Here is a 26304-nt window from a genome sequence, read left to right as displayed (position 1 = left end):
TCACGCCGAGCGGATCAGCCGCTCCACGCCGGATGCCGGGGATCGTCCGCCCGTACCACCACGTCGGCGGCGGTCGCGGGGTCCACCTCCGTCTCGTACCGCTCGAAGGCCGGCAGCGTCCACCGCTCGCCCTCCGGTGTGCGTCGCCTCAGGGCGCCCGGCGAGAGGCGCACGTGCACGGTCAGGTCGAACGGGAACCAGTGACCGAGGAGCAGGGGGCCGTGCAGCAACAGCATTCCGCCGGGCGGGAGTTCGACGTACGGGCTGCGGGTCGCGCGGTCGGTCGCCGGGTCCCACAGATCGGGCAGAACCCGCCCGGTGCCGCCGGGGTCGAGCGGCCCGAAGACCTCACGCCACAGCGCGCCGGTGTCGAACCACCCGCTGTAGTACGCCTCCACGTCCTCGTGGCCGTACTCGAAGCGGAGCGACGCGGGCCGCAGGAAGCCCTCCGTGCCGATGACCAGCGCGCTCCGCCCCCGCGGGCGCAGCGCGTCGCCCACCAGGCGCGCCAGTTCACCGGTGCCGGCGCCCGGCGCCCCGTCGACGGCCACCCGCGTCCACGGACCGCCGTCGGCCGCCTTCAGGTCGAGCAGGCGGTCGGCGAGGGTGTCGGCCAGGCGTTCCCAGGTGATCGGTTCGAGTCGCACGGGCCCATGATGCCCGGTACTCGCACAGGTACCGCAGGGACAGAGGTACGGAGACGGAGGTGCGGAGGCGCCGCTTCGCGGAGAGCGGTCGCGGGGATGAAAGGGGCATGACGAGCTCTCCGGTCATTCCGTCCGCCCGCGCCGGGCTCCTGGTCTTCCAGCCGCTGCGGCGAAGGCACTGCGCGGAGTGCCGTTCCGGGCCGCTCCCGCTGCTCGTCCTGGAGGGCGGCGAGCCGCGCTGCCTGGACTGCGCCGACCTCGGGCACCTCGTGTACCTGCCGCGCGGCGACACGGCGCTCACGCGACGGGCCCGCGAGGGCAGCGGCCTCTCGGCCGTGGTCGTCCGCTTCCACCGCCGCCGCGCCCGCTACGAACGGCAGGGGGTGCTCGTCGAGGAGGCCGCGCTCGCGAGCGCCGAGGAGCGGTGCCTGGCCGACGCGGAGGCGCGGGCGCGGCGCCGGGCGCGCGACGCGGCGCGGCGGGCCGCGGAGGACGTGCGGTTCACGGAGGCGTTCGCCGCGGAGATACGGCGGATCTTTCCCGGCTGCCCGCGGGACCGGGCCCGCGCCGTCGCCGCCCACGCGTCGGTGCGCGGCAGCGGCCGGGTGGGGCGGAGCGCGGCGGGGCGGGCGCTCTCGGAGGGGGCGGTGACGGCGGCGGTCGTGGCGGCGGTGCGGCACACGGCCACGCCGTACGACCGGTTGCTGATGAGCGGGGTGCCGCGCGGGGAGGCACGGCGGCGGATCGGCGCCGCGGTGCAGGCGACGCTGCGGGAGTGGCGCGAGCCGCGGGACGAGGACGGCCTGCGCCGGGAAGGCGCGTGACGCCCCCGAGACGGCGGCGTATGCGGCCGCGGGCGTCGCGTATGGCGGTCGCGGGCCGACGGGAATTGACTTGTGGTGGATCGAGGCCGCACTGCAGGATCACTCGCGCCCGCCGTCCGACGTAGCCTCCTCCGACGTAACCGCCCCAGTCCCACGGGAGTTGTCATGATCGACGGACCGTACTTCGTGCTCACCGTGCTCGGGGCTCTTGCCTGCGGCCTCGTCGCCGGGGTCTTCGCCGCGTTCTCCACCTTCGTGATGAAGGGGCTTGCGGCACTGCCCCCAGCCCAGGGGATCGCCGCGATGAACCGGATCAACGTCACCGCGGTCACCCCGGCCTTCATGGCCGTGTTCCTGGGCGCGACGGGGCTCTGCGCGGTGCTCGCCGTCGTGACGTTCGTGCTCTGGCCGGACGACGGCACGGTCGAGCTGCTGCTCGGCAGCGCGCTCTATCTGGTCGGCTCGTTCGGCGTGACCGTCGTGGCGAACGTCCCGCGCAACGACGCCCTCGCCGAGGTCGACCCGGACAGCGCGGAGGGCGCCGCGTACTGGCGTACGTACGTCAGGGAGTGGACCGTATGGAATCACGTGCGTGGTGTCGCGTCGCTCGCCGCGACGGCGTGCTTCATCCTCGGCGTGACCTGAGGCCCAGTGGTACGACCAGGGACGCTCAGCGCTTGCGCGCCACCCCGCCGTACCCCGGCGTCGGCCCCTCCTCGGGATCGGGCCCCGGCTCGCCCGGCTCCGGCTTCCACCGGTCGAGGATCTCCACGCCGGGATCCACCAGTTCGTACCCTTCGAAGAAGCGCTCCACCTCCGCGCGCGTGCGCAGCGCCAGGGTCATGCCGCGCGCCTTGTAGAGCTCCGTGGCCTGCTTCGCGGTGGCCGGGGTGAAGTCGGCCGTGCCGTGCGAGAGGACCAGGTGGCTGCCGGCCGGCAGAGCGCTCATCATCCGGTCCACCAAGTCGTACGCGCCGTCCTCGTCCGCGATGAAGTGCAACAGCGCGACGAGCGACAGGGCGACGGGCCGGTCGAAATCCAGGACGCGCCCCGCCTCTTCGAGGATCTTCGCCGGCTCGCGGAAGTCCGCCTGGATGTACTCGGTGACGCCCTGCGGCGTCGAGCGCAGCAGCGCCTCGGCGTGGGCCAGGACGATGGGGTCGTTGTCGCAGTAGACGACGCGGGCGTCCGGGACGATCGCCTGCGCGATCTGATGGAGGTTCGGTTCGGTCGGTATGCCGGTGCCGATGTCCAGGTACTGCCGTACGCCCTGGGTCGCGAGCCAGCGGGTGGCGCGCTGCATGAACGCCCGGTTGGCCCGTGCCGTCGTCAGGACCCGTCCGTCCATGGCGACGAGCCGGCGGCCCATCTCCTCGTCCACCGGGTAGTTGTCCTTGCCGCCGAGGAACCAGTCGTACATCCGTGCGGGGTGCGGCTTGCTGGTGTCGATGTACGACGGATCGGTCATGCGGACTCCAAGCGTCGACGGCGAACGGCTGGGCGGCGGGCGGAGAGTGACGGGCGGTGAGCGACGGTTAACGGGCGGCGGGCGGCGGTCACGACAGCAGGAAGTCCGCTTCGCCCGCCTTCGCACCCTCGATGAACGCGGTGATCTCCCCGTGCGTGTAGATCAGCGCGGGACCGTCGGGGTCGGCGGACTGGCGCACGGCGACGCGCCCGTCGGCCAGCTTCATGGCTTCCAGGCAGTTGCCGCCGTTGCCGCCGCTCCAGGGCTTGTGCCAGCCCTCGGTGCCGAGGTCGCGGGCGGGCATGCCGTTGTAGATCCGGGACTCCCTGACCTCGCTGCGCGAGTCGTCGCGGGCTCCGGGTGAACGCGGACCGGCAGGGCGCGTTCCGGCTCGATGTCGGTCCATGTCACAGCTCCTTGCGGAGGTCCCGGAGGATCTCCTTCGTGCGTTGTGCGGTGGCGGCCTGCGCCGCCATGCGGTCCATGACCTCCAGGTGGGTGGCCACCTCTTTGCGCGCGTCCAGGTAGACGGCGCCGGTCAGGTACTCGCTGTAGACCATGTCGGGCAGCTCCGCCATGGCGAAGCGGAAGAGCACGAACGGTCCGTACGTTCCGGGGTGCGGGCCCGCCGCGAAGGTGGCGACCTGCAAGGTGACATGGGGCAGCTCGGCGGCTTCGAGGAGGCGGTCGATCTGCTCCCGCATCACGTCGGCGCCGCCCACGGGCCTGCGCAGCGCGGTCTCGTCCATGACCACCCACAGCCGGGGCGCGTCCTCACGGGCGAGCAGCGACTGGCGTTCCATGCGCAGCGCCACATACCGCTCGATGTCCGCGGGCCGGGTCTGGCCGATGGCGCCGGACCGCATCACGCCGCGCGCGTACTCCTCGGTCTGCAGGAGGCCCGGCACGAAGTGGGGTTCGTACGACCTGATGAGGCTGGCGGCCCCCTCCAGGCTCACGTACATGCTGAACCAGCCCGGCAGGATGTCGTGGAACCGCTGCCACCAGCCGGGTTTGTTGGCCTCTTCGGCGAGCTGGACGAAGGCGTCGGCCTCGTCGTCCGCGACGCCGTAGGACTTCAGGAGCAGCTGGAGATACGGGATCTTCAGCGCGACCTCGGCCGTCTCCATGCGCCGGACGGTGGCGGGGGCGACGCGGAGGATCTTCGCGGCCTCCTCGCGTTTCAGGCCCGCGCTCTCACGCAGATCCTGCAGGCGACGACCGAGAACGACCTGGCCGACGGTCGGGGCTGACCGCGGTTCGCTCACGTCTCCTACCTCCACCTGACTCCGCGTTGCTTCAACTCACACCGCACCGCGAGCTGTAGCGAGCAGTGTGCCATGCGCCGTCACGGAGGAACACGCCACTGTGCACTTTTCAGAGTGGGTCTTGCCAAGGTGTTCTGGGCGGGGCGATAGTGGAGAGCGTGACTCCGCCCGCGCCGTTACGAACCGACGCCGCTGAAGGCCGACTTGGCGATCTCGCCGAGGCGTGGCCCGAGGCCGCCGAGGTCTGCGTCAGTTTCGCCCTCGCACCGCGTCCGGGCTCCGTCGCACAGGCGAGACGCCTGATGCGCACGCAGCTGGACCGGTGGGCGGTGCGGGACGACGACGCCTGCGACGCGGCGGCACTCGTTCTCTCCGAACTGGTCACCAATGCCGTGGTGCACACCGCGAGCCGGCGGATCATCTGCGAGCTCTGCGCGGATCCGGAGAAGCTGCGAATAGCCGTACGTGACGAGGGGTGCGGTTCAGGGATGCCGCGCCCCGCGCACAGGGGGGCCGACGAGGAGCACGGGAGGGGACTGCTCCTTGTCGACGCGGTGAGCAGCGCGTGGGGCGTCCACGACGCGGGGCCCGGTTTCGGGCTCACGGTGTGGGCGGAGTTGCGGCGGTCGGCGTCCTCGCCGGCGCCGATGTGTGACTGAGGACCGCGTGCGCCGGTGACGGCGCGTGCTGAGAACGGCGTGTGCGCGGACCGGCGTGCACGGAGAACGGCGGGTGCGCGGACCGGCGCACGCGGAGAACGGAACGAACGAGCGTGGCAGTGACACGGGCGGGGGGCATGTGAGCGCGGGTACGGTGCGGCCGTTGGATCTGAACACCTTGGTCGGTCTGTCGCGACGGCGGCAGCGCACCGGGAGACCGACACCACCACCCCTGCGGCTCGATCTGCCCGAGGGGATGACCGAGCCGCTCGGCTGCGACGCGGTGGCGGTGCCCGCGGTGTTCGGCCCCCGGCTGATGTCCAGGCTGCCCCGCGTGGGATGTGTGTACGAGGACGGGGCGCGCTGGTGGTGGATCGTGCCCGCGGACTCCGACGTCGCGATGGAGTGGCCCTCACCGGTCGCCTACTCGGCGGGCGCGCTGGTGCGGGACGCCGACTGCCGGCCGGTCCTGATCAACCGTCCAGCGGGCGACGTCCCTTACACCCCGCCGATCCCGCTGTATCTGGCGCTGTGCCGGGTCACGGGGACCACGCCGGGCTGGTCGCGGGCCCTGAGCGCGTGAGCGCCGGTTTCCGCCGCGCGGTGGGCTGAGGCCGCGCTCACGGGTCTGAGGCCGCGCTCACACGGCGGCGAGTTCCCCGGCCTTCTCGGGGACGCGCACGATCACCAGGAAGGCGTCCGACGCGAGGTCCATCACGACCTCCGCGGGCTGCCCTTCCTGCCGACGGGCCCGCGCGAACTCCTCCGCGGGCCACGATCCGCGCGGTCCGCCCGCGGGGAACCGCTCCAACACCACTGGTCCGTTCATCATGATCCTTGTCCCCCGTGCCGTTCTGTCACGTCCGCGGTCCGCGCTCCACGGACTCCGGACTTCTGTACTGAGGAGAACGCGCGGGGCGGCCCCGCGGATGCGCGGCGTGACGCAACTGAGACGGAACGGGGGCGATTCCCAGGGTTCTCCCGGGGCCCGGCTCAGTCCTCGTACTCGTCGTGGTAGCGCACCCGGGCGCTGCCCGCGGGGGCCCCGAACACCGTGGCCCGCCCCGCGGGCTCCTCCCACTCCTCCTGCCGGCCGAGCGCGGTGAGGTCGAGGAGGCTGGTGGTGGAGCCGATGCCGTCCAGGCCGCGGGCGAACGTCGCGTACGTGTGGAAGACGCGGTCGCCGTACCGCAGGAAGCAGTTGATCGCGGGCACGTCGTGGGGCTCTTCCGGGGACGACGCCTGGAAGTCGTGGTTGAAGTCGCCGCCGTTCGTCGAGTACCAGGGGACTGTCCAGCCCATCCGGGCCTTGAAGGCAAGCAGTTTGGTGAACGGCGCGCGCGACACCGCGACGAAGTTCGTGGAGCGGGCCCGCAGGTGCGCGAGGTGTCCGATCTGGTCGAGGAACCCGGAGCAGCTGCGGCAGCCCGCGTCCCACTCGGGGGCGAACATGAAGTGGTAGACGATCAGTTGGTCCTTGCCGTCGAAGAGGTCGAGCAGCGTCGCCTTTCCGTCGGAGCCGTCGAAGTAGTACTCCTTGTCGACCTCGACCATCGGCAGCCGGCGCCGCTCGGCGTTGAGCGCGTCACGCGCGCGGGTGGCCGCCTTCTCCTTGGCCAGCAGCTCCTCACGCGCGGCGAGCCACTCCTCGCGCGTGACGATGTCCGGAAGTCCCATGGCGTGTCTCCTCCACCCTTCGGGCGTACGTCTGCGAAGGGTGGACCCGCGGGGTTCGCGGAACTCATCGCTCGCGGGCGAAGAATTTCCGAAGGATCATCCCTCGTACTCCTGGATCCGCTTCCCGTGGCTCCGGTCGACGAGTTCCGGCAGCAGGCCGCTCAACTCCCCCACCAGGTGCGGCACATCGAGGGTCAGCAGCTCGCGGTCGCGCATCAGGATCCGGCCGGCCACGACCGTGGTGCGCACGTCGGCGGAGCGCGCGCTGTGCACGAGCGTGGCCGCGAGGTCGTGCACGGGCTGGGTGTGCGGTCCCGTCACGTCTACGAGGACGAGGTCGGCGCGCCGCCCTTCGGCGAGGCTGCCGATCTCGTCCCCGAGCCCGACGGCCCGCGCGCTCTGCAGGGTGGCGTGGTCCAGGGCCTGGCGTGCGGTGAGCCAGGTGGGGTCCCGTTCCACGTACTTCTGGACGAGCGCGGTCAGCGTCATGGACTCCCACACGTCGAGGGTGTTGTTGGACGCGGCGCCGTCCGTGGCCAGGCCGACCGGGACGCCCGCCTCGCGCAGCGCCCGTACGGGCGTGGTGTCCCAGCCGAACTTGAGATAGCCGCGCGGCGCGGAGGCGACGGCGACGCGGCCGCCGGAGCGTGCCGCGGCGCGGCGCAGGACGGGCAGGTCCCGGGCGGGGTCGAGGCCGGTGGCGTGGGCGAGGAGGAGGTCGACGTCGAGGAGTCCGGCGCGCTCCAGGATCTCGACGGGGGTGCGGCCGTGGCGGGCCAGGCTGTTGTCGGTCTGCTCGCGGTTCTCGGCGGCGTGGATGTGGACGAGGAGGCCGTGTTCCCCGGCGAGTTCGGCGGTCGCGGCGAGGTCGGGCCCGTCGACGGTGTAGGGGGCGTGCGGGGCGAGGCAGGTGGTGATGCGTCCTTCGGCGGCGCCGCGCTGCCGCAGCGCGAAGTCGAGGGAGGCGGCGCGGCCCGCGGGCCCCTGCGAGCTGAAGTAGGCCTGCCCGAGGACGGCGCGCAGGCCGCTCTCCTCGGTGGCGGCGGCCACCTCGTCCATGGCGAAGTAGTGGTCGGCGAAGGTGGTGACGCCACCGCGGATCAGCTCGGCGCAGGCGAGCCGTGCGCCGAGCCCGACGACGCGCTCGGTCAGGTTGGACTCGACGGGCCAGATCCAGTCGTTGAACCACGCGTGGGCCGGCAGGTCCTCGGCGAGGCCGCGCAGGGCCACCATCGGCGTGTGCGTGTGGCAGTTGACGAGGCCGGGGAGGGCGACGGTGCCGCGGCCGTTGAGGTGCTCGGCCGCCGCGGGAACACCGGCATCGGGGGCGCCCGCCGTGACGGAGGCGATGAGTCCGTCGCGTACGACGATCGTGGCGTCGTCGACGAAGACGATCTCACCGCGCGGGTCGTGGGTCAGTGCCGTGCAGCCCGTGACGACGAGGTCGGCGGGGGCGTGAGGGGTGGGTCCGGCCGGGCCGTGGGGGGTGAGACCGGCGGGGCCCGGCGCGGGAGGCGGCGTCATCTCTTCACGGTAGTGCGAGTGCGCATCCGGCGGCCCTGTCGCGGGGACGGTTTCACGGGCACGCTGGCCCCACCCGCCGACCGGCCGAGGGGACCGGGTCCGACCGCACGGGAGGCGGACATGATCGTCGGCACGTGGAACCTGGAGAACCTCTACCGCCCCGGCGGGGAGTTCGGCCCCAAGGACAAGGCCGCGTACGAGGCGAAGCTGGCGTCGCTCGCGGCGACGGTCGGCGCGCTGGGGCCGAGCGTTCTCGGCGTGCAGGAGGTCGGTGACCGGGCTGCCCTGGAGGATCTTGCGGGCCTGCTGGAGGGCACCTGGCACGTCACGCTCTCCCGGCGCGCGGACGACCGGGGCATCCGGGTCGGCTTCCTCACCAGCCTCCCGGTCTGCGTCGTCGCCGACGAGGACGCCTTTCCGGAACCGGTGCGGCCGGTGCAGACCGACGACACGGGCCGGACGACATCGCGCGCCGGGCGCGGGGCTCTCGCGGTGACGGTGTCGACGCGTGCGTTCTTCTTCGACGTGGTGGTGTGCCACCTCAAGTCGAAGCTGCTGTCCTATCCCGGGCGCCGCTTCCAGCCGCTGGACGAGGGCGAGCGCGCGCGGTACGCGGCGTACGCCCTGCACCGCCGCGCCGCCGAGGCCACCGCGGTGCGCGCGCTCGCCGACCGGCTGCTGCGCGGCGACGGCCGCGAGCACGGGGTCGCCGTGCTCGGCGACCTCAACGACGAGGTCGGCGCCGCGACGACGCAGCTCCTGCTCGGGCCGCCCGGCTCCGAGATCGGCACGCCGGGCTTCGACCGGCCGGACAAGGGCGACGCGACACGGCTGTGGAACGTGGCCCCGCTGATCCCGCCCGACCGGCGCTTCTCCCGCATCCACGCCGGCCGCCGCGAGCTCATCGACCACGTCCTGGTGAGCCGGAGCCTCCTCGACCAGGTGCGGACGGCGGACACGGGCGCGCCGGGCGCCGCGGCCGGCGCGCTGCCGTCGGTGGCGGACGGCGATCCGGCGGTACGGAGGGGCGCGACCGGGTCGGACCACGCGCCGGTGTGGATCCGGATCCAGCCCTGAGCGTCCGACGTGCCAGGACCCCGTGTCCCGGGCCCTCGGTGGGGTCAGCCGCGCGGGAGCACGGTCGAGAGGACGCCGGGCAGCGGGTACCAGTCGGCGGACACGACGCTGGCGTGCTTCCCCGTGAGCAGCGCGACCCGCTCCCTGGCCTGGGCCTCGGTCGGCCGCGTCCCGTCGATGGCGGGGGCGACGTTGTGGGCGTCGGTCATGACGACGAGGTAGCGCCGGTCGGCGTACCAGCGGGTGTCGACGGCGCCGCCCGCGTACGCGGAGGCGTCCCCGTCGAACAGCACGAACCACGGCCGGAGCGACGCGTCCTGGTACCGCCCGCGCGGATCGCCCGCTTCCGCGCCGAGCACGGCGGGGAAGGCGGCGGCGTCGCCGAGGCGTCCCGCGGCGGCGAGGTCGCGCAGGTGGGTGGCGTACTCGCGGTCGGTCCAGAGGGTGTCGGCCGGGTTGCCGCGTTCGACGGTGCCGGGGATCAGTTCGACCACGAACTTGCCGGCGAGGTCGGCGCGTGCGGGCCAGCCCTTGTCCCGTACGGCGTCGTCGAGGTTGGCGTGCCCGGCGGCGAGCTGTCCCGGGCGGTAGAGGGCGTCGCCGAGCACGCCGGTGAGGAGCGCGTCCAGGTCGGCGGGGCCGCGCCCCCTTCTGCCCTGGAACCCGTCCTTCAGCTCGACCTTCACGAGGATTGGCCGGTGGCCGGGGTGCGCGTCGTGCCAGCTGCGCATGTCCCTCAGGCACCCCGCGAGGCTCTGGTTGCGCGCCTTGGTGCGCAGCTCGGCCGGGCTCTGGGCGTTCTCGCAGTTGTTGTCGTTGCCGACGGGGTTGTTGTGCGACACCCGCCATCCGCCGCCGAACGCGTTGGTCCACACGTCGAGTTCGAGCATCGCGGCACCGGAGTCGAGGGCATCGGCGAAGTACGGGTACTTCGCCTTCTCGTAGGCGTTGTGGACGCCGACGCCTGTGGTGGCGGAGTAGGAGGTTCCCGGCGCGGGGTCGTCGGCGCCGCGGGGGTTCGCGGCGGCTCCGGTCCCGGCTGCGGCTGCGGCTCCGGTCCCGGCTCCGGCTGCGGCTCCGCCGAGGGCACACCACCACACGAGAGCCCCCACCAGCAGCCCACCCGCACTCTTGCGCACCATCACGCCCACCGCCCTCTCCCGCCACGCCTCGGCACGTCCGGGCCTCTCCCGCTACGCCTCGGCAAGTCCGGGGCAACGTAAGGGAATTGGGTGACGTGTGGGAAGACAGCACGTTACGGCGGCGGAGGACGTGCCGCCCCCGAAGGGCACGCCCCCTAAGCTTCCCTCCGGCACCCGCCCGTTCCCCCCGGCACCCGCCCGACCATCCCGAGGAGCCCCACCGTGTTCGAGCCCGCACCGGAGCACCCGTACCCCGACAGCCGCCGCCCGGACGAGGCGCCCGCGCCGCACGCGCTGCTCGGCCCCGTGCTCGGGCTCCTGGGCACGTGGCACGGGCGGGGGCGCGGCGAGTATCCGACGCTCCCCGCGGACTTCACGTACGCGCAGGAGGTCACCTTCAGCCACGACGGCCGGCCCTTCCTCCGTTACGAGGCCCGGGCGTGGCTGCTCGACGCCGACGACGCCCCGCTGCGCCCCGCGGCCCGGGAGAGCGGCTGGTGGCGGCTGCAGCCCGACGGCCGGGTGGAGGCACTGGTCACCCAGCCCACCGGCATCGCGGAGATCGCGGTGGGCCAGGCGGCCGAAGGCGCGGTCGACCTCTCCACCCACGACGTGGCCCTCACCCCCACCGCCAAGGAGGTCACGGCCACCCGCCGCCGCTACACGCTGACCGACGACGACACCCTCACGTTCACCCACGACCTCGCGGCCGTGGGCCAGCCGTTGCAGCACCACCTCTCGGCACGCCTGCACCGCGCGCGATGAGCACCGGGACACGGGAACGGGCAGGGGCGACGGGGGCGGGGATGGAGGCACTCGCGGCGACGGGGACAGGGGCGGGGACTGCAGACGGGGCAGCGGAGGGGGCGGCGGAGCCGGACGGCTGGGCGGACCTTCCCGGCGACACGGCCCTGTCCATCCGCATCCCCGAGGCGAACCCCCTGGTGAGGGCCGGTTTCCCGGCGCACGTGACGGTGCTCTACCCGTTTCTCAACGAGTCCCGCTTCACCGCGTCCACCCACAGGGACCTCGCGGAGATCTTCGCCGCCCACGCCCCCTTCACCCTCACGTTCCGCGAATTCGGCCGCTACCCCGGCGTCCTCTACCTCCCGCCGGCCCCCGACACCCCGGTCCGCGCCCTCACCCGCTCCCTCACGACCCGCTGGCCCGAAGCCGTCCCCTACCGCGGCATCTTCACTCCGCCCCCGGCCCCCCACCTCACCCTCGCGAACCACGAGGGCCCAGCCACTTACGAGGCGGCCTACGACACTCTGGAGACGGCCCTCGCCCCGGCGCTCCCGATCGTCAGCCACGTGGACACCGTCCACTTGATCGTGACGGACGGGGCGGGCAAGGGCTGGCGGGATCTCACGACGTACCGGCTGGGCGGGGGCGCAGCCGGGGCTCTGTGACGGGCATGCCACGCGAGCATGAAATCGGCGGGGGCCAATCAGGCCATATCGCCAGATGTGCCCGGCTTCAAGGGCACCGGAAGCACGGGGGTCCGCTACGGTTTGCCGCCGTTGTGGACCGTCCCTCCTCGGAAAAGGAACGCCCTGTGGCCCTCACCTTCCCCCGCGTCTCCGGCACCCGGCTCGCCGTGGCCGCCGCTGCCACCACCGTGCTGGCGGTCGGTGCTCCCGCCGCGTACGCCTCGCTGGACGACGACGGCCCGACCGGTGCCGCCGGCCCGGCCGTCACGTCGACCGTCGCCCGCGGCAAGCCGTTCACCGAGACGCGGCTCTTCTTCGGTACGGAACGGCCCGACGGCGGGCCCGCGGTGACCGACAAGCAGTTCATGGCCTTCATCGACAAGGAGGTCACGCCGGGCTTCCCGGACGGGCTGACCATCCAGGACGGGCGCGGACAGTGGCGCGACTCCAACGGCAGGATCGAGCGGGAGCGTTCGTACGAACTGATCCTGCTGTACCCGACGACCGAGGCGCGCAAGCGGGACACCCAGATCGAGGAGATCCGCAGCGACTACGAGAAGGCGTTCGCGCAGGACTCTGTGGCGCGGCTGGACGAGCGGACGCGGGTCGACTTCTAGACGCAGCGTGCGGCGGTGGCGGGTGGGCGCATGGGTGAGTGTGTGGGTGGGTCGCCGTGCGGGAGCCCGCTACCGCCGCCGCGTCACGGGGTGTTGCCGTTGATGTTCTGGGTTCCGATGGTGCCTGCCTGGATCGATGTGCCGTAGAGCGTGCCGCCGCTGATGGTGTTGTTCGTGATGGTGACGCGCGGCGCCCGCGCGTCGGGCTCGGGGGACAACTCTTCGAGCAGAGCCCGCAGTTCGGCGGCGGCCTCGGGGTCAGCGGCGAGCCTGCGGCGGAGGCGGGAACGCCACTCCGCCTGCACGTCGGCCGCGGTCGCCTCGTCCTCCGCGCCCCGCGCGGCGACGACTTCGATCCGCGCCTCTTCCAGCTCCCCCGCGAGGGCGTCCTCGTCACCGCTGCCCCGCGCGAAGAACCGGGCGACCCGGTCCCGCGCCTGGGCCCAGCTCTCGGTCACCATCTGCTGCACGAGCGCCGTCGCCCCCGCCGCCGCAAGCGCCGTCAACTCAGCGTCCACCGGACCCCCTTCTCCGTACACGAGGCTTTTACGGTAGCGCGCGGCACCGACAATTCGCTGGCGGTCCGCCGTCGCCACGTGCACGCTGGTCGACCATGAACCACCAGATCCGCGCCCTGCACACCGACTCGACCATCACCGTCTACCAGGCGTACGCCCCGGAGCTCGGCGTACCCGCGGCCCGCACCGGGCGCTTTCCCGCCGCCTGGAAGCGGGACCGCATGACGTGGATCAAGCCGTCCTTCCTCTGGATGATGTACCGCTGCGGCTGGGCCACGAAGGAAGGCCAGGAGACCGTTCTGGCGGTCGAGATCACCCGCGAGGGCTTCGACTGGGCGTTGCGCAACGCATGCCTCTCCCACTACGCCCCCGGCCTCCACCCCGACCAGGCCACCTGGAAACACTCCCTGCGCCGATCCCCCGCCCGAGTCCAGTGGGACCCGGAACGCGACCTCCACCTCAACCCACTCCCCCACCGCTCCCTCCAACTGGGCCTGTCCGGCGAGGCCTCCCGCCGCTACGCGGACGAGTGGACGGTCTCGATCACGGACGTCACCGACCGCGCACGGGAGATCCACGCACTCGTACGGGAGGGGAACGACCTGGAGGCGGCGGCCCGTCTGCTGCCCTCGGAACGGCCCTACCCCGCGGGCGATGACCTCTTGGCGCACCTTCGGGCGTGACGACGGACCCGGGCCGCCCTACGCCTCCGTCACCCCAGCCAGCGCCCCCACCGGATCCACATCCGCCTCCCCCTCGGGCCACCAGTCGTGCGCGCCCGGCTCGCTTCGGTACGGGTACCAGCGGTTGTCGTGGCCGTAGCGGAGCTGGAGGGTGCCTTCGGGGTTCGTGAGGTGGTTGTGGTGGATCGTCATGCGGGGGAGGTCCGCCGCGGTCAGGGCGCCGCGGGCGCGGTCGAAGGGGCCCGCCGGGGGGTCCCAGGGGGCTTCGAGGACCGCCAGGCCCTCCTCGCCGCCCTGGCGCCAGGCCGCCGCCGCTCGGGAGAGGTCGGCGGGGGTGCGCCCCACGGATCTGGCCAGTTCGGCGAATTGGCGGCTGAATGTGCGGCGGCCGGTGAGGCCGGGGTGCGAGGCGGCCAGGCGGACCGCGTCGTGCCAGGGGGACACGGCCGTGAAGGGGTCCGTGCCCGTCGTGAGGAACGCGTGGGCGCGGGCCGCCGCGTCCGTCACCAGGAACTCCAGCGCTGTCGGGTCCGGCGCGCCGGGCAGGGACGGGAGCACCGGGGGCTCGCCCGCGTGTGCCGGTGGGGCGAGCGGGGCCGGGAGCGGGGAGCGGTACTCCGTGGCCAGGGCCTCTCGTGCCAGGACGCTCGGGAGCGCGGGGAGGGTGGGGAGGTCGGGGTCGGGGTCGGGGGTGGTCTGGGGCCGGGTCGTCGCGGGGGCGTGCGGGTCGGGCTGTCGGCGTGCCGTCGCCTCGTGTTGCTCCGCCGCCGACAACCGCGTGTTCCTGCGCGACAGTTCGTCCAGGAGGTCCTGTTCCTCGCCGCCGCGCAGCAGCAGGAGCACGAAGGGGTCGGCGTCCAGGAGGCGGGCCGTCTGGTAGGCGAGGGCGGCCGCGTGTTTGCAGGGGTGGCCCCGGTCCGGGCAGGTGCAGGCGGGGGCCAGCTCGCGGGCTCCGGGCAGGAGCGGGACGTCGGCCCGGGTCGCCGCGTCGGCCAGGGCGTGCGGCATCTCCTTGTCGAGCAGCGCCGCGATGCGCGCGGGGTCGGTGGCCACGGCGTCGAGGAAGCGGTCCCAGTGCTCGGGCAGCATCGTCCGCAGGCGGATCTCCGCTCGGTACGGACGGGGGCGGCTGCCGTGGACGTACGCGACGATGCGGCCCGGGGCGACGGTGATGGTGTCGACCGCGCCCTCGCGCGCGTACGCCCGGCCGCGGGCGAGGCGGGCCTGGTCCAGGGCGCTGCCCTCCAGCGCGTCGAGCCACGCGTTGCCCCACCAGGAGGTGGCGAAGGGGGCGCCGGGGTCGGGGTTCGCGGGCAGGGCGGGGAAGACGCGGCCGCTGCCCATGCGGCTCGTCTCGCTCATTCCGCTGGCCCGGCCCAGGCCACCGCCGTGTCCGGCCGGTCCGCTCCGCGGCTTCATGCCGTCCTCCTCAGCGCCACGAGGTCCGCGAGCTCCGCGTCGGACAGTTCCGTGAGGGCCGCCTCGCCTCCGTCGCCGAGCACCGCGTCCGCCAATGCCTGCTTCGCCGCGAGGAGTTCGGCGATGCGGTCCTCGACCGTGCCCTCGGTGACCAGGCGGTGGACCTGGACCGGCTGGGTCTGGCCGATGCGGTACGCGCGGTCGGTGGCCTGCTCCTCCACCGCCGGGTTCCACCAGCGGTCGTAGTGGATCACGTGGCCCGCCCGGGTGAGGTTGAGGCCCGTGCCCGCCGCCTTCAGGGAGAGCAGGAAGACCGGGACCTCGCCGGACTGGAAGCGGTCCACCATCTCCTCGCGGCGCGCGACCGGGGTGCCGCCGTGCAGGAGCTGACTGGGGATGCCGCGGGCGGTCAGGTGTGCTTCCAGGAGGCGGGCCATCTGGACGTACTGCGTGAAGATCAGGACCGCGCCCGCGCTCTCCGACTCGGCGAGGATCGTGTCGAGGAGCTCGTCCAGCAGCTCCAGCTTGCCCGAGCGTGGGCGGCCGGTGCGCGTCGTGAGCATGCCGTCCTTCAGGTACTGCGCGGGGTGGTTGCAGATCTGCTTGAGCGCCATCAGCAGCTTCATGACCAGGCCGCGGCGCGCCATGCCGTCCGACGCCTCGATGCGGGCCATCGTCTCGCGCACCACCGCCTCGTACAGCGAGGTCTGCTCACGGGTGAGGGTGACCGGGTGGTCGGTCTCCGTCTTCGGGGGCAGCTCCGGGGCGATGCCCGGGTCGGACTTCTTGCGGCGCAGGAGGAAGGGGCGGACGAGCCGGGCCAGGCGCTCCAGCGCCTCGTCGTTCTCGGCCGTCTCGCCGCCCTCCACGAGGCGCGCGTGGCGGGCGCGGAACGCCTTCAGGGGGCCGAGCAGCCCCGGCGTCGTCCAGTCGAGGAGCGCCCACAGCTCGGAGAGGTTGTTCTCCACGGGGGTGCCGGTGAGCGCGACCCTGGCCTGCGCGGGGATCGTGCGCAGCGCCTTCGCCGTCGCCGCGTGCGGGTTCTTGACGTGCTGCGCCTCGTCCGCGACGACCAGGCCCCAGGCCTGCCCGGCCAGCTCGGGCGCGCTCGTGCGCATCGTCCCGTACGTGGTGAGGACGAAGCCGCCGGTGGCGTCCAGGCCGGCGAGGGTGCGGCCCGTCCCGTGGAAGCGGCGCACCGGCACGCCAGGCGCGAACCGCTCGATCTCACGCTGCCAGTTGCCGAGCAGCGACGCGGGGCAGACGACGAGTGTCGGCGCGGGGTGCCTGCGGTGCAGGTGGAGGGCGATGACCGTGATGGTCTTGCCGAGGCCCATGTCGTCGGCGAGGCAGCCGCCGAGGCCCAGGGAGGTCATGCGGTCGAGCCAGGCAAGACCGCGGAGCTGGTAGTCCCGGAGGGTGGCGTGCAGGCCCGGGGGCTGGGCGAGCACGTCGAGGTCGCCCGTCACGCGCTCGCGCAGGCGGGCCAGTGCGCCGAGGGGGACGGCGGGCACGCGCTCGCCGTCCACTTCGGCCGTGCCGGTGAGCGCGACGGACAGGGCGTCGACCGGGTCGAGCAGGCCGAGGTCCCGCTTGCGCGCCTTGCGGACCATTTCGGGGTCGACGACGACCCACTGGTCGCGGAGGCGGACGACCGGGCGGTGCGCCTCCGCCAGCACGTCGAGCTCGGCGTCGGTCAGCGGCTCGGCTTGGTCGCCGAACGCCACCTGCCAGCGGAATTCGAGGAGCTTCTCGGTCTTGAAGAAGTCGAAGTTGTCGGCGGCGGTGCCGGGGGCCGGGCGGACCACGGCGGTGGCGGTGAGGCCACGGGTGAGCTCCCTCGGCCAGTGGACGGCCACGCCGGCCGCGGCGAGCCGTCCTGCCGCCGCGCCCAGGAGGTCGTACAACTCCTCCTCGCTGAGCGGCAGCACGTCGGGGCGCGGCCGCTCCAGGAGTCTGCCGAGCGGGGGCCACACGCGGGCCGCGCGGCGCAGCGCGAGCAGGGTGTCGACGCGGGCGCGCGGGCCGAAGTGGTCGGTGCCCGCCCAGAGTCCCGGCACGTCCGTCACGAGTGCCGGGTCGGCGAGGCTGTGGACCTGGACGACTGCGGCGGCCGGGGAGCCGCCCGCGCCGTCGCCGGTGTCGTCCGTGCCGTCCCGGGAGTACTCGCCCCCGTCGAACACTTCGTGCGCCCGCAGGTCGAGGCGGAGCGAGACCCGCACGCCGGCGTCCATTCCCGCGGCGACCTCGGCGGCCCACTCCCGCGCGCCCGGCAGGTGCTGCGGCGCACGCGCGGCGAAGGCGGCACCGACGGCGTGCGCGGCCGCGGGGGTGCGCGGCAGGGCGTCGACCACCGCGTCGACGAAGGCTCTGACCAGGGCGAACGGCTGCGGCAGCCGCAGCGGCCCGGGGCCCGCGAGCGGCACCGCGTGCGCCTCGGCGGGCAGCGCCGCGGCGATGGCCCGCAGGTGCGCGACGTCGGCCTCGTCCAGCGGCCCCGCCCGCCACGCGTCCATGTCCCCGGCGGTCAGGCCGGGCAGCAGCCTGCCCCGCGCGGCCAGGTGCAGCGCGTGCCGTGCGGCTACGGCCCAGCAAGCCGCGGCGGGGTGCGGGTCCGCGGTGCGGAGCAGCAGCGACACGGCGTCGGCGACGGGCAGGAACAGGGCGGGGACGGTGCGGGCGCGGGCACCCTTGCCGTGCTTGCGGGCGACGACGAGGTCGCCCCGCGTGGCGCCGCGCAGCCCTTCCCGTACGCCTCCGGGTCCGGCGGCCTCACCCGACAGCTCGCCCTCGGGCCCGGCAGCCTCGCCCGACAGCCCTCCCCCGCGCCCGGCGGTCACGCTCGCCGACTCTGCCTCGGGCACCGCCTCGCCGGACAGCTCCCCCTCCGCCACCGCCACGTCCGGAAGCTCTCCGCCGTCCGGCCGCCAGAAGGCGAGCCGTCCCTCCCGGGGCACCTCGGCCGGAAGGAAGACGGCGGCGCAGGAACGCACGAGAAGGGTGCGCCGAAGGGCGTGCCCCTCCTCCGCCGCCTCCGCCGTCATCGCCACCGACACCGCCGCCTCACTCAGCCCCTGCTCACGCCACCTGTCACCCGTGCTCGCCACCCTAGGCGAGGCCACTGACAACGCGGGTCGAGCAGCTGGAAGGAAACTTTCCTAACAATTATCGTCCCGAGTCATTGACGCGCACATGCCGCATCGCCAGGATTCCCCGAGACGGCCCGGCACCCCCACGCCAACCGAGGAGACGGACATGCCGCCCACCCCCCGCGCCATGAACCCCCGCACGAGCAACTCCCGTACGCACAGGGCCCGTTGGGGCATCCCCATCGCCACCGGCGCCTCGCTCGCCCTCGTCGGCGGCGTGCTGCTCTGGTCGCCCGCCGAAGAGGCCGGCGCCTCCCCCGCCGCGGCGCCGAGGGCGGGAGCCTTCACGGCGGTCGCCGCGGGTGACATCGCCGAGCAGTGCACCGCGAGCAGCAGCAGCTGCAAGCACCCCAAGACCGCGGCCCTGGTCAAGCAGATCAACCCGTCCTTCGTCATGACCATGGGCGACAACCAGTACGACGACGCGCGCCTGAAGGACTTCAAGAACTACTACGACAAGTCCTGGGGCGCCTTCAAGAGCAAGACCCGCCCCGTCCCCGGCAACCACGAGACCTACGACCCGGCGGGCGCGCTCGCCGGCTACAAGTCCTACTTCGGCTCCGTCGCCTACCCCGACGGCAAGAGCTACTACAGCTTCGACCAGGGCAACTGGCACTTCATCGCCCTCGACTCCAACAGCTTCGACGACGACGAGCAGATCGACTGGCTCAAGGACGACCTCGCCGCCAACTCCAAGAAGTGTGTGGCCGCGTACTGGCACCACCCCCTCTTCTCCTCCGGAGGGCACGGCAACGACCCGGTGAGCCGCCCGGTCTGGAAGCTGCTCCAGGCGAACAAGGCCGAGCTCGTCATGAACGGCCACGACCACCACTACGAACGGTTCGCCCCGCAGAACGCCGACGGCAAGGCGGACTCCGAGGGCATCGTCGAGCTGCTCGCCGGCATGGGCGGCGCCAACCCGTACGACATCGAGGAGGTACAGCCCAACAGCCAGAAGCGGATCACCAAGACCTTCGGCGTCATCAAGCTGAACTTCACCGACACCGGGTTCTCCTGGAACCTCGTCGCCACGGACGGGTCGACGAAGGACACCAGCCCGTCGTACACCTGCCGCTGAGACGAACGCCATGTACCTCGCCTCCACCGACGCGGTCGCCAAGGCCTCGGAGAAGTCCGAGGCCCGGCGCGGCCGCGTCGCGGGCCCCGTCCTCGCGCTCGGCGCGGTCAGCCTGGTCACGGACATCTCCTCGGAGATGGTCACCGCCGTCCTGCCGCTCTACTTCGTCCTCCAACTCGGCCTCTCACCCCTCCAGTTCGGTTTTCTCGACGGGCTCTACAACGGAGTCACTGCCCTGGTGCGGCTGGCCGGCGGCTACGCCGCCGACCGCGGCGGCCGGCACAAGCTGGTGGCGGGCGGCGGTTACGCCCTCTCCGCGCTGTCCCGGCTCGGGCTGCTGCTCGCGGGCGGCGCCACCGCCGGGATCGGCGCGGCGCTCGCCGCCGACCGCATCGGCAAGGGCGTGCGCACCGCGCCGCGCGACGCGCTCATCTCGCTGAGCAGCCCGCCCGACGCGCTGGGCCGCGCCTTCGGCGTGCACCGGGCGATGGACACGACGGGCGCGCTGCTCGGGCCGCTCGCCGCGTTCGCGCTGCTGTGGGCGACCGCCGACGCGTACGACGCCGTGTTCGTGGTCAGCTTCTGCTTCGGGCTGCTCGGGGTGCTGATGCTGATCGCGTTCGTGCCGGGGCACCGGGCACAGGCCGCGATGGAGCCGGTGCCGGGGAAGCCGGCGGCCGGTTCCGGCGCGCGGCGCGCCAAAGCGCTGGACCTGCTCCGCGTTCCCGCCTTCCGGCGCGTCCTCGTCGCCGCCGCGCTGCTCGGCGCGGCCACCATCGGTGACGCGTTCCTCTACCTCCTCCTCCAGCGGCGGCTCGACTTCGCGGTCTCGTGGTTCCCGCTGCTGCCGCTGGGCTCCGCCGCCGTGTACCTGCTGCTCGCCGTGCCGGCCGGGCGGCTCGCCGACCGCACCGGGCGCCGCGTGCCGTTCCTCGCGGGGCACGTGGCGCTGCTCGGCGGCTACCTCCTGCTGCTCTCCCCCACCGACGGCTGGCCCCTGCTCATCGGCGTACTGCTGCTGCTCGGGGTCTTCTACGCCGCCACCGACGGCGTCCTGATGGCCCTCGTCGCCCCCGTCGTCGCCCAGGAGCGGCGGGCCAGCGGCATGGCCGTCCTGCAGACCGGTCAGGCGCTGGCCCGGCTCCTCGCCGCGGCCGGGTTCGGTGCGGCGTGGACGCTGTGGGGCGTCGGGACCGCGCTGACCTGCGCGGCGCTCGCACTGACCGGGGCGCTCGCCGGGGCGGCCGCCCTGCTCCGCCCTCCGAAAGGCCGACATGACCTCGCCTCCTGACACCGGTGCGACCGGTACCACCGATACCGCCGACACCGTCGGTACGTTCCGTTCCCTCCGCTCCCGGATCGTGGCCGTCGCCGCGGCCGCCGCCGTGCTCGCGGGCGTCGCCGTCGCCTACACCGTGCACGCGGCGCAGGACGCCCAGTCCGCCGACGCCGCGTCGGAGTTCGGCCTCGACCGGGGAAACCTCTACTTCCGCAGCACGGAGGCGGGCGCGGGCCGCGTCGCCCGCCTCCCCGCGTCCGGCAAGGCCGTTCCGGACGCGGCCCGCACCACCGGTGGTCCCTCCTGCGAGCGCTTCTACGCCGCTGCGGGCACCGGCCTGTGCCTCCAGCGCCGCGCCGGGATCCCGCCCAAGTCGTACGCCGTCGTCCTCGATGCCGAACTCCGCGAGAAGCGCCGCATCGCGCTCACCGGGATACCCAACAGGGCCCGGGTCTCGGCGTCGGGCCGGATGCTGTCCTGGACGATGTTCGCCACCGGCGACTCCTACGCGGGCTCGTCCTTCTCCACCCGCACCTCGATCCTGGACACCCGCACCGGCTACCTGATCAAGAACATGGAGGAGATCCCCCTCACCCTCGACGGCCGCCGCTACCACTCCCCCGACGTCAACTACTGGGGCGTGACCTTCACCAGGGACGACAACGTCTTCTACGCGACCGTCTCGACCAAGGGCAGGACGTACCTCGTGCGCGGCGACATGAAGAAGTGGGCGGCGACCGCCCTGCGTTCGAACGTCGAATGCCCCTCGCTCTCCCCCGACAACACCCGCATCGCCTTCAAGAAGCGGGTACGGAAGGGGACCCGGGACCCCTGGCGGCTGTACGTCCTCGACCTCCGGACGATGCGCGAGCGCCCTCTCGCCGAGCGGCGCAACGTCGACGACCAGGCCGCCTGGCTGGACGACGACACCCTCGCGTACGCCCTGCCGGGCGGGGACGGCCGCAAACAGGACATCTGGTCGACCCCCGCGGACGGCTCGGGCAGGCCCACCCTCCGTGTATGGGGCGGGAGTTCACCGGCGGCGGTGCGCTGAGGCGAGGGGAGCGGAGGGCGGGGAAATTCGGATGCGTACGCGACCCAGGTCCCGCACGATCGCGGCATGACCTACCCGGACCGCACCACCACACCCGCCCGAACCACCACACCCACCCGCACCGTCGTCCCCACCCTCTTCCCGCCGCCCGGATACGCCCACGCCGCCGTCGTCGAAGCAGGCACCCGGCTCGCCTTCATGGCGGGCTCCGTCCCGCTGGACCCCGAGGGGAACCTCGTCGGGGAGGGCGACATCGCCCGCCAGACCGAGCAGGTCGTCGCCAACCTCGACGAGGCCCTGCGCGCGGTGGGCAGCGACCTGTCGCAGGTGGTGGCGAGCACCGTGTACGTGGTCGCCGACGAACCCGCGGCGCTCAGTACGGCGTGGGACGTCGTCCGCGGCACCGACCTGCACGCGGGCCCGCACACCTCGACGCTGCTCGGCACGTCCTGCCTCGGCTACCGCGGCCAGCTCGTCGAGATCACCGCCACCGCGGTCGTTCCCGACAGCCCCGGTGGCCCCGGCGACCGGGACTAGCCACGCGACCTGCGCGCCAGGTCGAGTGCGTACTCCGGCCACCACTGGCCCGCCCGCGGCCCGCCCCGGCACGTGCCGTCGGACTCGCCGGGGCGCTTGACCCACAGGTAGGCGTCGAGCAGCGGCGTGCCGGTGCGGGCGGTGGGCGGTGTGCCGAGGGCGCGGCCCGGTGGGTTGCACCATGGCTGGCTGCCGGAGTAGGGGCCGTTGCCGTTGCGGCTGCTGTCGATGACGAAGTGCTTGTCGCCGCCGAGTGCCGCGGCGAGCCGGTGGCCGTAGTCCGAACTCACCTGGTCTGTCTGGTGGTTGGACACGTTCAGCGCGAAGCCGTCGGCCTCGGCGATCCCGGCGCGGCGCAGCGGGGCGACCAGGCGCCGCTCGTCGGGGATCCAGGCGGCGTTCCCCGCGTCGACGTACACCTTGGTGTTCGGCTGCCGCTTGAGGCGCTGGACCGCGTGGGCGAGCAGCTCGTACCGCTCGTCGGCGTCGGCCTGCGGGCAGCCCGCCACCAGCTGGGCGACGGCGTCCGGTTCCAGGATCACGTACGCGCCGCGGGTGCCGAGTCCGGAGGCGAAGTCGTCGATCCACCGGCGGTAGTGCGCGGCGTCGCGGGCGCCGCCCGCGGAGTGCGCGCCGCAGTCGCGGTGCGGGACGAAGTACGCGACGAGGACCGCGGTGCGCCCCGCCATCGCCGCCGCCTCGACATGGGTGCGGACGACCGCGCCGGGATCTTCGTCGCTGAGCCAGACGGCCTGGGGGCGGCCCGCGATGCGTTCGATGAGGCGGGCGTCCTCCGTGCGGCCCGCCGCCTGCCACTCCGCGACCTGGCGGACCGCGGCGCTGTGCGGGTCGACCCAGAAGACGGGCTCGGCCGGGACGGGGTCGGCCGGGACGGGGTCGGCCGGCTCCGCGGACCCCGCTCCGTGCGCCGCCGCGCCGCCGGTCACCGCCGCGCCGAGGAGCAGGACGGCGGCGAGGACCGCTCGGGTCAGGGTGCGTCGGGGGCGCGGGCGGGAACGGCGGAAGGGCTGCTGGGACACCGGGCGGCTCCAGTCGTTCGAACTGATCCGGCGCCGGCGGTGGTCGGCGCTTTCCCCGGAGTGTGGGCGATCGATGCGCCACGGCCGGGGCCCGTTCCCGGCAGTTCACCCGGAAGAGCGGTCCGACGGGGGCCACCGGGTCAGGGTCGCCGGAACCGGTCCGTCGCCGCCGTCAGCTCCTCCGCGATGCCCCGCGCCCCCGCGTTGTGTCCCGCGTCGTCCACGAGGACGAGTTCGCTGCCGGGCCACGCCTGATGGAGCCGCCACGGGATGCCCAGGAGGTTGCCGAAGTCGAGGCTGCCCTGGACCAGTACGCCCGGGATGCCCGCCAGGTAGGGCGCGTCGCGCAGGACGACCTCGTCGCCGCCCAGCCAGTGGTCGTGGGCGAAGTAGTGCGTGACGGTGCGCGCGAAGCGGGCCCGGAAGTCCGCGTCCTCGTAGCGGGGGACGGACCTCGGGGGCGCGGGCACGAACGCCGTCTCCCAGTCCGTCCAGGCCCGCGCGGCGGCGGCCCGCACGGCCGGGTCGGGTGATTCCAGGAGCCGGTTGTAGGCGGCGGCCAGGTCGCCGTCCCGGTCCTTCTCCGGCACCGCGTCGCGGAACGCCCGCCACGCCTCGGGGAAGATCCGGCCGAGCCCCCGTGTCAGCAGCTCCACCTCGGCGCGGCTGCCCGTGGCGATGCCGGTGAGGACCAGTTCCGAGACCCGGTCCGGGTGCGTCTGCGCGTACCGCAGGCCGAGCACACACCCGAACGAAACGCCCCACACGAGCCACCGCTCGACGCCCAGGTGGCGCCGCAGCAGCTCCAGGTCGCCGATCAGGTGCTTGATCGTGTTGACGCCCATGTCGGTGGCCGGGTCGCTCGCGGGCGGCGTGGACCGGCCCGCGCCGCGCTGGTCGAGCAGCACGATCCGGTACGCGTCGGGGTCGAAGTACCGGCGGAAGAAGGGCGTGCAGCCGGAGCCGGGGCCGCCGTGCAGGACCACGGCCGGCTTGCCGTGCGGATTGCCGCAGACCTCCCAGTACACGCGGTTGCCGTCACCGACGTCGAGCATGCCGCTGTCGTGGGGTTCGATGTCCGGGTAGAGGCCCATCGGGGCAGCCTAGGTGCTGCCCGCCTCACTCCGCACGGGCGTTTCGCATCCGCCCGTACGCGTACACGCAGCCGGCGAGCGCCAGGTCGGAGAGGAGCATGAAGCCGATCGAGTACGAGTCCTTGGCGCTGTAGATGGCACCCATGACCAGCGGCGGCACGAACCCGCCGAGGCCGCCCACCGCGCCCACGATGCCGGTGACGGAGCCGACCTGGGGCTGCGGGGTCACCTGGGAGACGAGCGCGAAGACGCTGCCGCTCGCGGTGCCGAGGCCCGCCGCCATGACCAGGAAGCAGATCGTGCCCACCGGATACAGGGCCGGATCGAATGCCTGCACGACGGCGAAGAGGGCGACCACCGCGAGGGCGACGGTGGTGACCGTGGCCGGGTGGAGCCGGTCCGAGAGCCAGCCGCCGACCGGCCGGAAGACGACGGTGACGAGCGCGAATCCGGCCGCCTTGGTCCCGGCGTCGGTGGGCGACAGGTCGTACCAGGTCTTCAGATACGTCGGCAGGTACACGCCGAAGGCGACGATCCCGCCGAAGCCGATCGCGTAGAGCGCGGACAGCTCCCAGGTGACGCGGAGCCGCCCCGCCTGCCCGAGGCGGGTGCCGAGGGAGCTGGTGGGCACGGGCCGGTCGGGGCGGTCGCTGATGAGGAACGCGGCGAGCACCGCGAAGGCGGCGAGCGCGATCGCCACGATGAGGTACGGCAGGTTGTCGCCGTGCTCGGCGATGCGCGGCGTGAAGTACCCGGAGAGCGCCACGCCGCCCATGCCCATGCCGAAGACGCCGAGCGCGAAGCCCCTGCGGGCGGGCGGGAACCAGGAGTTGACCAGCGGGATGCCGATGGCGAACGTCGTCCCGCCGAGGCCGAGCAGGAAGCCGACCGCGAGCATCGCGCCGAAGCTGTTCCTCGCCGGAATGATCAGCAGCACCGGGACGATGGTGAGCGCCGAGACGAGCGGGAACATCAGCCGGGCGCCGTACCGGTCGGTCAGGGCACCGACCGGCACCCGGCCCAGCGAGCCGACGATCACCGGCACGGCGACCAGGAGGGACTGCTCGAAGGAGCTCAGGCCGAGGCGGTCCTTGAAGTCGCTGCCGAGCGGCGCCACCAGGTCCCAGGCCCAGAAGGTGAGCGTGAAGCCGATGGTCGCCACGGCCAGATTGCGGTAGGCGGCGCCGGAGGGCCTGGCCCCGCGGGCGTCGGAGGGCTTGGCGGCGGAGGTGCCTGAGGGGCTGGCCCCGGAGGTACCGGCAGGGTTGGCCGCGCGAGTCTCGTCCACGTCCTCACGCTAGGAATCAGTGCCGGTCGCGGCTCACTCTGCTGGGCCGTTCGGGTGCAGACCCGCCTCGAACGCCGCCGAGCGCAGCACCTCCCGCAGCATCGCGGGCGTGAGGCGCCCGGTGAACGTGTTGCGCTGGCTGACGTGGAAGCAGCCGAAGACGTCGAGCGGCTCCAGCCCGGGGCCGCCCGCGAGCCGCACGTGCGCGCCGTGCCCGAAGGCCGGGCGCGGCTTCGGCACCTGCCAGCCCGCGGCCGCGAAGGCGGGCAGCGCGGCCTGCCAGCCGAAGCCGCCGAGCACGACCACCGACCTGAGCGTCGGCGCGAGCAGTTTCAACTCGCTCACCAGCCAGGAGCGGCAGGTGTCGCGCTCTTCCGTGGTGGGCTTGTTGGCGGGCGGGGCGCAGTGCACGGGCGAGGTGATGCGGGTGCCGTACAGCGTCAGGCCGTCGTCGGCGCTCTCGGCGGTGGGGCGGGAGGCGAGCCCGACGTCGTACAGCGCCGGGTAGAGGAATTCGCCCGAGCGGTCGCCGGTGAACATGCGGCCCGTGCGGTTGGCGCCGTGCGCGGCGGGCGCGAGGCCGACGAGCAGGAGCGCGGCGTCGGACGGCCCGAATCCCGGCACCGGGCGCCCCCAGTACGTCCAGTCGGCGAAGGCGGCGCGCTTGGTGCGCGCGACCTCCTCGCGCCATTCGACGAGTCGGGGGCAGGCGCGGCACCCGGTGATCCGCTGGTCCAGTTCGCTCAGGCCTTCCATGCCCTCCACCGTACGTATGTCCTGGTCGGCGCCGTGTGCGGCCTTCGCCGTCCGCATGCCCTGGCGTCCGCTG

General features: G+C 73.5%; 28 protein-coding genes. 13 read left to right on the top strand and 15 right to left on the bottom strand.

The window, feature by feature from the left end; genetic code table 11:
• Positions 1-14 precede the first annotated feature (14 nt).
• Positions 15-647 (bottom strand): uridine kinase, encoded by a 633-nt coding sequence (locus tag ACH4D5_RS27435; protein WP_398307452.1) that lies wholly within the window; start codon positions 645-647, stop codon positions 15-17.
• A 107-nt stretch (positions 648-754) separates the two neighbouring features.
• Here ACH4D5_RS27435 and ACH4D5_RS27430 point away from each other — a divergent pair, with 107 nt between their 5' ends.
• Together ACH4D5_RS27430 and ACH4D5_RS27425 are read left to right on the top strand one after the other, a co-directional pair.
• Entirely contained in the window at positions 755-1471 is a 717-nt protein-coding gene (locus tag ACH4D5_RS27430) for a DUF2293 domain-containing protein (protein WP_398307451.1), read from the top strand.
• A gap of 165 nt (positions 1472-1636) precedes the next feature.
• Positions 1637-2116 (top strand): DUF1772 domain-containing protein, encoded by a 480-nt coding sequence (locus ACH4D5_RS27425; protein ID WP_398307449.1) that lies wholly within the window; start codon positions 1637-1639, stop codon positions 2114-2116.
• A 25-nt stretch (positions 2117-2141) separates the two neighbouring features.
• Here the strand turns inward: ACH4D5_RS27425 and ACH4D5_RS27420 are convergent, their stop codons facing one another.
• The 3 genes from ACH4D5_RS27420 to ACH4D5_RS27410 form a co-directional block, all read right to left on the bottom strand.
• Complete coding sequence (locus tag ACH4D5_RS27420) at positions 2142-2939, bottom strand: SAM-dependent methyltransferase (protein ID WP_398307447.1); 798 nt, start codon at positions 2937-2939, stop codon at positions 2142-2144.
• Between the two features lie 88 nt (positions 2940-3027).
• Positions 3028-3243 carry a DUF397 domain-containing protein gene (locus ACH4D5_RS27415; RefSeq protein WP_362995613.1) on the bottom strand — a complete coding sequence of 72 codons (216 nt, stop codon included), beginning with the start codon at positions 3241-3243 and terminating at the stop codon, positions 3028-3030.
• Between the two features lie 103 nt (positions 3244-3346).
• The gene (locus ACH4D5_RS27410; protein ID WP_398307445.1) at positions 3347-4207 is read right to left on the bottom strand and encodes a helix-turn-helix domain-containing protein; all 861 of its coding nucleotides are present in this window, start codon (positions 4205-4207) and stop codon (positions 3347-3349) included.
• Between the two features lie 158 nt (positions 4208-4365).
• On the opposite strand from ACH4D5_RS27410, the gene ACH4D5_RS27405 reads away from it, so the two are divergent.
• Together ACH4D5_RS27405 and ACH4D5_RS27400 are read left to right on the top strand one after the other, a co-directional pair.
• Positions 4366-4866 (top strand): ATP-binding protein, encoded by a 501-nt coding sequence (locus ACH4D5_RS27405; protein WP_398307443.1) that lies wholly within the window; start codon positions 4366-4368, stop codon positions 4864-4866.
• 154 nt (positions 4867-5020) lie between these two features.
• Positions 5021-5449 carry a hypothetical protein gene (locus tag ACH4D5_RS27400; RefSeq protein ID WP_398307822.1) on the top strand — a complete coding sequence of 143 codons (429 nt, stop codon included), beginning with the start codon at positions 5021-5023 and terminating at the stop codon, positions 5447-5449.
• Positions 5450-5506: 57 nt separating this feature from the next.
• Here ACH4D5_RS27400 and ACH4D5_RS27395 read toward each other — a convergent pair whose 3' ends face one another.
• From ACH4D5_RS27395 to ACH4D5_RS27385, 3 genes are all read right to left on the bottom strand, one after another.
• Entirely contained in the window at positions 5507-5695 is a 189-nt protein-coding gene (locus tag ACH4D5_RS27395; RefSeq protein WP_398307820.1) for a hypothetical protein, read from the bottom strand.
• A 164-nt stretch (positions 5696-5859) separates the two neighbouring features.
• Positions 5860-6543, bottom strand: a complete 684-nt coding sequence (locus tag ACH4D5_RS27390; RefSeq protein ID WP_398307442.1) for a DUF899 domain-containing protein — start codon at positions 6541-6543, stop codon at positions 5860-5862.
• 96 nt (positions 6544-6639) lie between these two features.
• Complete coding sequence (locus ACH4D5_RS27385; RefSeq protein WP_398307440.1) at positions 6640-8067, bottom strand: amidohydrolase; 1428 nt, start codon at positions 8065-8067, stop codon at positions 6640-6642.
• A 120-nt stretch (positions 8068-8187) separates the two neighbouring features.
• On the opposite strand from ACH4D5_RS27385, the gene ACH4D5_RS27380 reads away from it, so the two are divergent.
• Positions 8188-9144 (top strand): endonuclease/exonuclease/phosphatase family protein, encoded by a 957-nt coding sequence (locus ACH4D5_RS27380; protein WP_398307438.1) that lies wholly within the window; start codon positions 8188-8190, stop codon positions 9142-9144.
• Between the two features lie 44 nt (positions 9145-9188).
• Here the strand turns inward: ACH4D5_RS27380 and ACH4D5_RS27375 are convergent, their stop codons facing one another.
• On the bottom strand, positions 9189-10286 hold the full coding sequence (locus ACH4D5_RS27375) for a phosphatidylinositol-specific phospholipase C domain-containing protein (RefSeq protein ID WP_398307436.1): 1098 nt from the start codon (positions 10284-10286) through the stop codon (positions 9189-9191).
• A gap of 222 nt (positions 10287-10508) precedes the next feature.
• Here ACH4D5_RS27375 and ACH4D5_RS27370 point away from each other — a divergent pair, with 222 nt between their 5' ends.
• The 3 genes from ACH4D5_RS27370 (at position 10509) to ACH4D5_RS27360 (ending at position 12336) form a co-directional block, all read left to right on the top strand.
• Positions 10509-11051, top strand: a complete 543-nt coding sequence (locus tag ACH4D5_RS27370; protein ID WP_398307434.1) for an FABP family protein — start codon at positions 10509-10511, stop codon at positions 11049-11051.
• Between the two features lie 41 nt (positions 11052-11092).
• Positions 11093-11698 (top strand): 2'-5' RNA ligase family protein, encoded by a 606-nt coding sequence (locus tag ACH4D5_RS27365; RefSeq protein ID WP_398307433.1) that lies wholly within the window; start codon positions 11093-11095, stop codon positions 11696-11698.
• A 146-nt stretch (positions 11699-11844) separates the two neighbouring features.
• Positions 11845-12336 (top strand): DUF3574 domain-containing protein, encoded by a 492-nt coding sequence (locus ACH4D5_RS27360; protein ID WP_398307431.1) that lies wholly within the window; start codon positions 11845-11847, stop codon positions 12334-12336.
• A gap of 83 nt (positions 12337-12419) precedes the next feature.
• On the opposite strand, the gene ACH4D5_RS27355 is transcribed toward ACH4D5_RS27360, so the two are convergent.
• Positions 12420-12854, bottom strand: coding sequence for a hypothetical protein (locus ACH4D5_RS27355; protein WP_398307429.1), 435 nt, complete (start codon positions 12852-12854; stop codon positions 12420-12422).
• 95 nt (positions 12855-12949) lie between these two features.
• Between ACH4D5_RS27355 and ACH4D5_RS27350 the strand changes: the two genes are divergently transcribed.
• Complete coding sequence (locus tag ACH4D5_RS27350; protein WP_398307427.1) at positions 12950-13537, top strand: DUF4291 domain-containing protein; 588 nt, start codon at positions 12950-12952, stop codon at positions 13535-13537.
• An 18-nt stretch (positions 13538-13555) separates the two neighbouring features.
• Here ACH4D5_RS27350 and ACH4D5_RS27345 read toward each other — a convergent pair whose 3' ends face one another.
• Both ACH4D5_RS27345 and ACH4D5_RS27340 read right to left on the bottom strand, forming a co-directional pair.
• Positions 13556-14956 (bottom strand): SWIM zinc finger family protein, encoded by a 1401-nt coding sequence (locus ACH4D5_RS27345; RefSeq protein ID WP_398307425.1) that lies wholly within the window; start codon positions 14954-14956, stop codon positions 13556-13558.
• Positions 14953-18000: a DEAD/DEAH box helicase gene (locus tag ACH4D5_RS27340; protein ID WP_398307818.1), complete on the bottom strand. Its 3048-nt coding sequence runs from the start codon at positions 17998-18000 to the stop codon at positions 14953-14955. Before ACH4D5_RS27340 ends, ACH4D5_RS27345 begins: the two co-directional genes overlap by 4 nt.
• A 211-nt stretch (positions 18001-18211) precedes the next feature.
• Between ACH4D5_RS27340 and ACH4D5_RS27335 the strand changes: the two genes are divergently transcribed.
• The 4 genes from ACH4D5_RS27335 to ACH4D5_RS27320 all read left to right on the top strand — a co-directional run bounded on the left by ACH4D5_RS27335 (position 18212) and on the right by ACH4D5_RS27320 (position 22053).
• Positions 18212-19183, top strand: a complete 972-nt coding sequence (locus ACH4D5_RS27335; RefSeq protein WP_398307423.1) for a metallophosphoesterase family protein — start codon at positions 18212-18214, stop codon at positions 19181-19183.
• Between the two features lie 10 nt (positions 19184-19193).
• On the top strand, positions 19194-20474 hold the full coding sequence (locus ACH4D5_RS27330; protein WP_398307421.1) for an MFS transporter: 1281 nt from the start codon (positions 19194-19196) through the stop codon (positions 20472-20474).
• A complete protein-coding gene (locus ACH4D5_RS27325; RefSeq protein ID WP_398307419.1) occupies positions 20458-21516 on the top strand; it encodes a hypothetical protein in 1059 nt (352 codons plus the stop codon). Before ACH4D5_RS27330 ends, ACH4D5_RS27325 begins: the two co-directional genes overlap by 17 nt.
• 66 nt (positions 21517-21582) lie before the next feature.
• Positions 21583-22053, top strand: a complete 471-nt coding sequence (locus ACH4D5_RS27320) for a RidA family protein (protein ID WP_398307417.1) — start codon at positions 21583-21585, stop codon at positions 22051-22053.
• On the opposite strand, the gene ACH4D5_RS27315 is transcribed toward ACH4D5_RS27320, so the two are convergent.
• From ACH4D5_RS27315 to ACH4D5_RS27300, 4 genes are all read right to left on the bottom strand, one after another.
• On the bottom strand, positions 22050-23045 hold the full coding sequence (locus ACH4D5_RS27315; RefSeq protein WP_398307817.1) for a glycoside hydrolase family 6 protein: 996 nt from the start codon (positions 23043-23045) through the stop codon (positions 22050-22052). The genes ACH4D5_RS27320 and ACH4D5_RS27315 overlap by 4 nt on opposite strands.
• Positions 23046-23233: 188 nt before the next feature.
• Positions 23234-24187 (bottom strand): prolyl aminopeptidase, encoded by a 954-nt coding sequence (pip, locus tag ACH4D5_RS27310; protein WP_398307415.1) that lies wholly within the window; start codon positions 24185-24187, stop codon positions 23234-23236.
• A gap of 25 nt (positions 24188-24212) precedes the next feature.
• Positions 24213-25355, bottom strand: coding sequence for an MFS transporter (locus ACH4D5_RS27305; protein ID WP_398307815.1), 1143 nt, complete (start codon positions 25353-25355; stop codon positions 24213-24215).
• Positions 25356-25508: 153 nt separating this feature from the next.
• Positions 25509-26231, bottom strand: coding sequence for a uracil-DNA glycosylase (locus ACH4D5_RS27300; protein ID WP_398307813.1), 723 nt, complete (start codon positions 26229-26231; stop codon positions 25509-25511).
• Positions 26232-26304 lie beyond the last annotated feature (73 nt).

This window comes from Streptomyces sp. NPDC018029 (genome assembly GCF_044327655.1).
Lineage (GTDB): Bacteria > Actinomycetota > Actinomycetes > Streptomycetales > Streptomycetaceae > Streptomyces.
The sequence above is the reverse complement of the archived record's forward strand: the minus strand, read 5'-3'. Positions and strand labels throughout refer to the sequence as shown.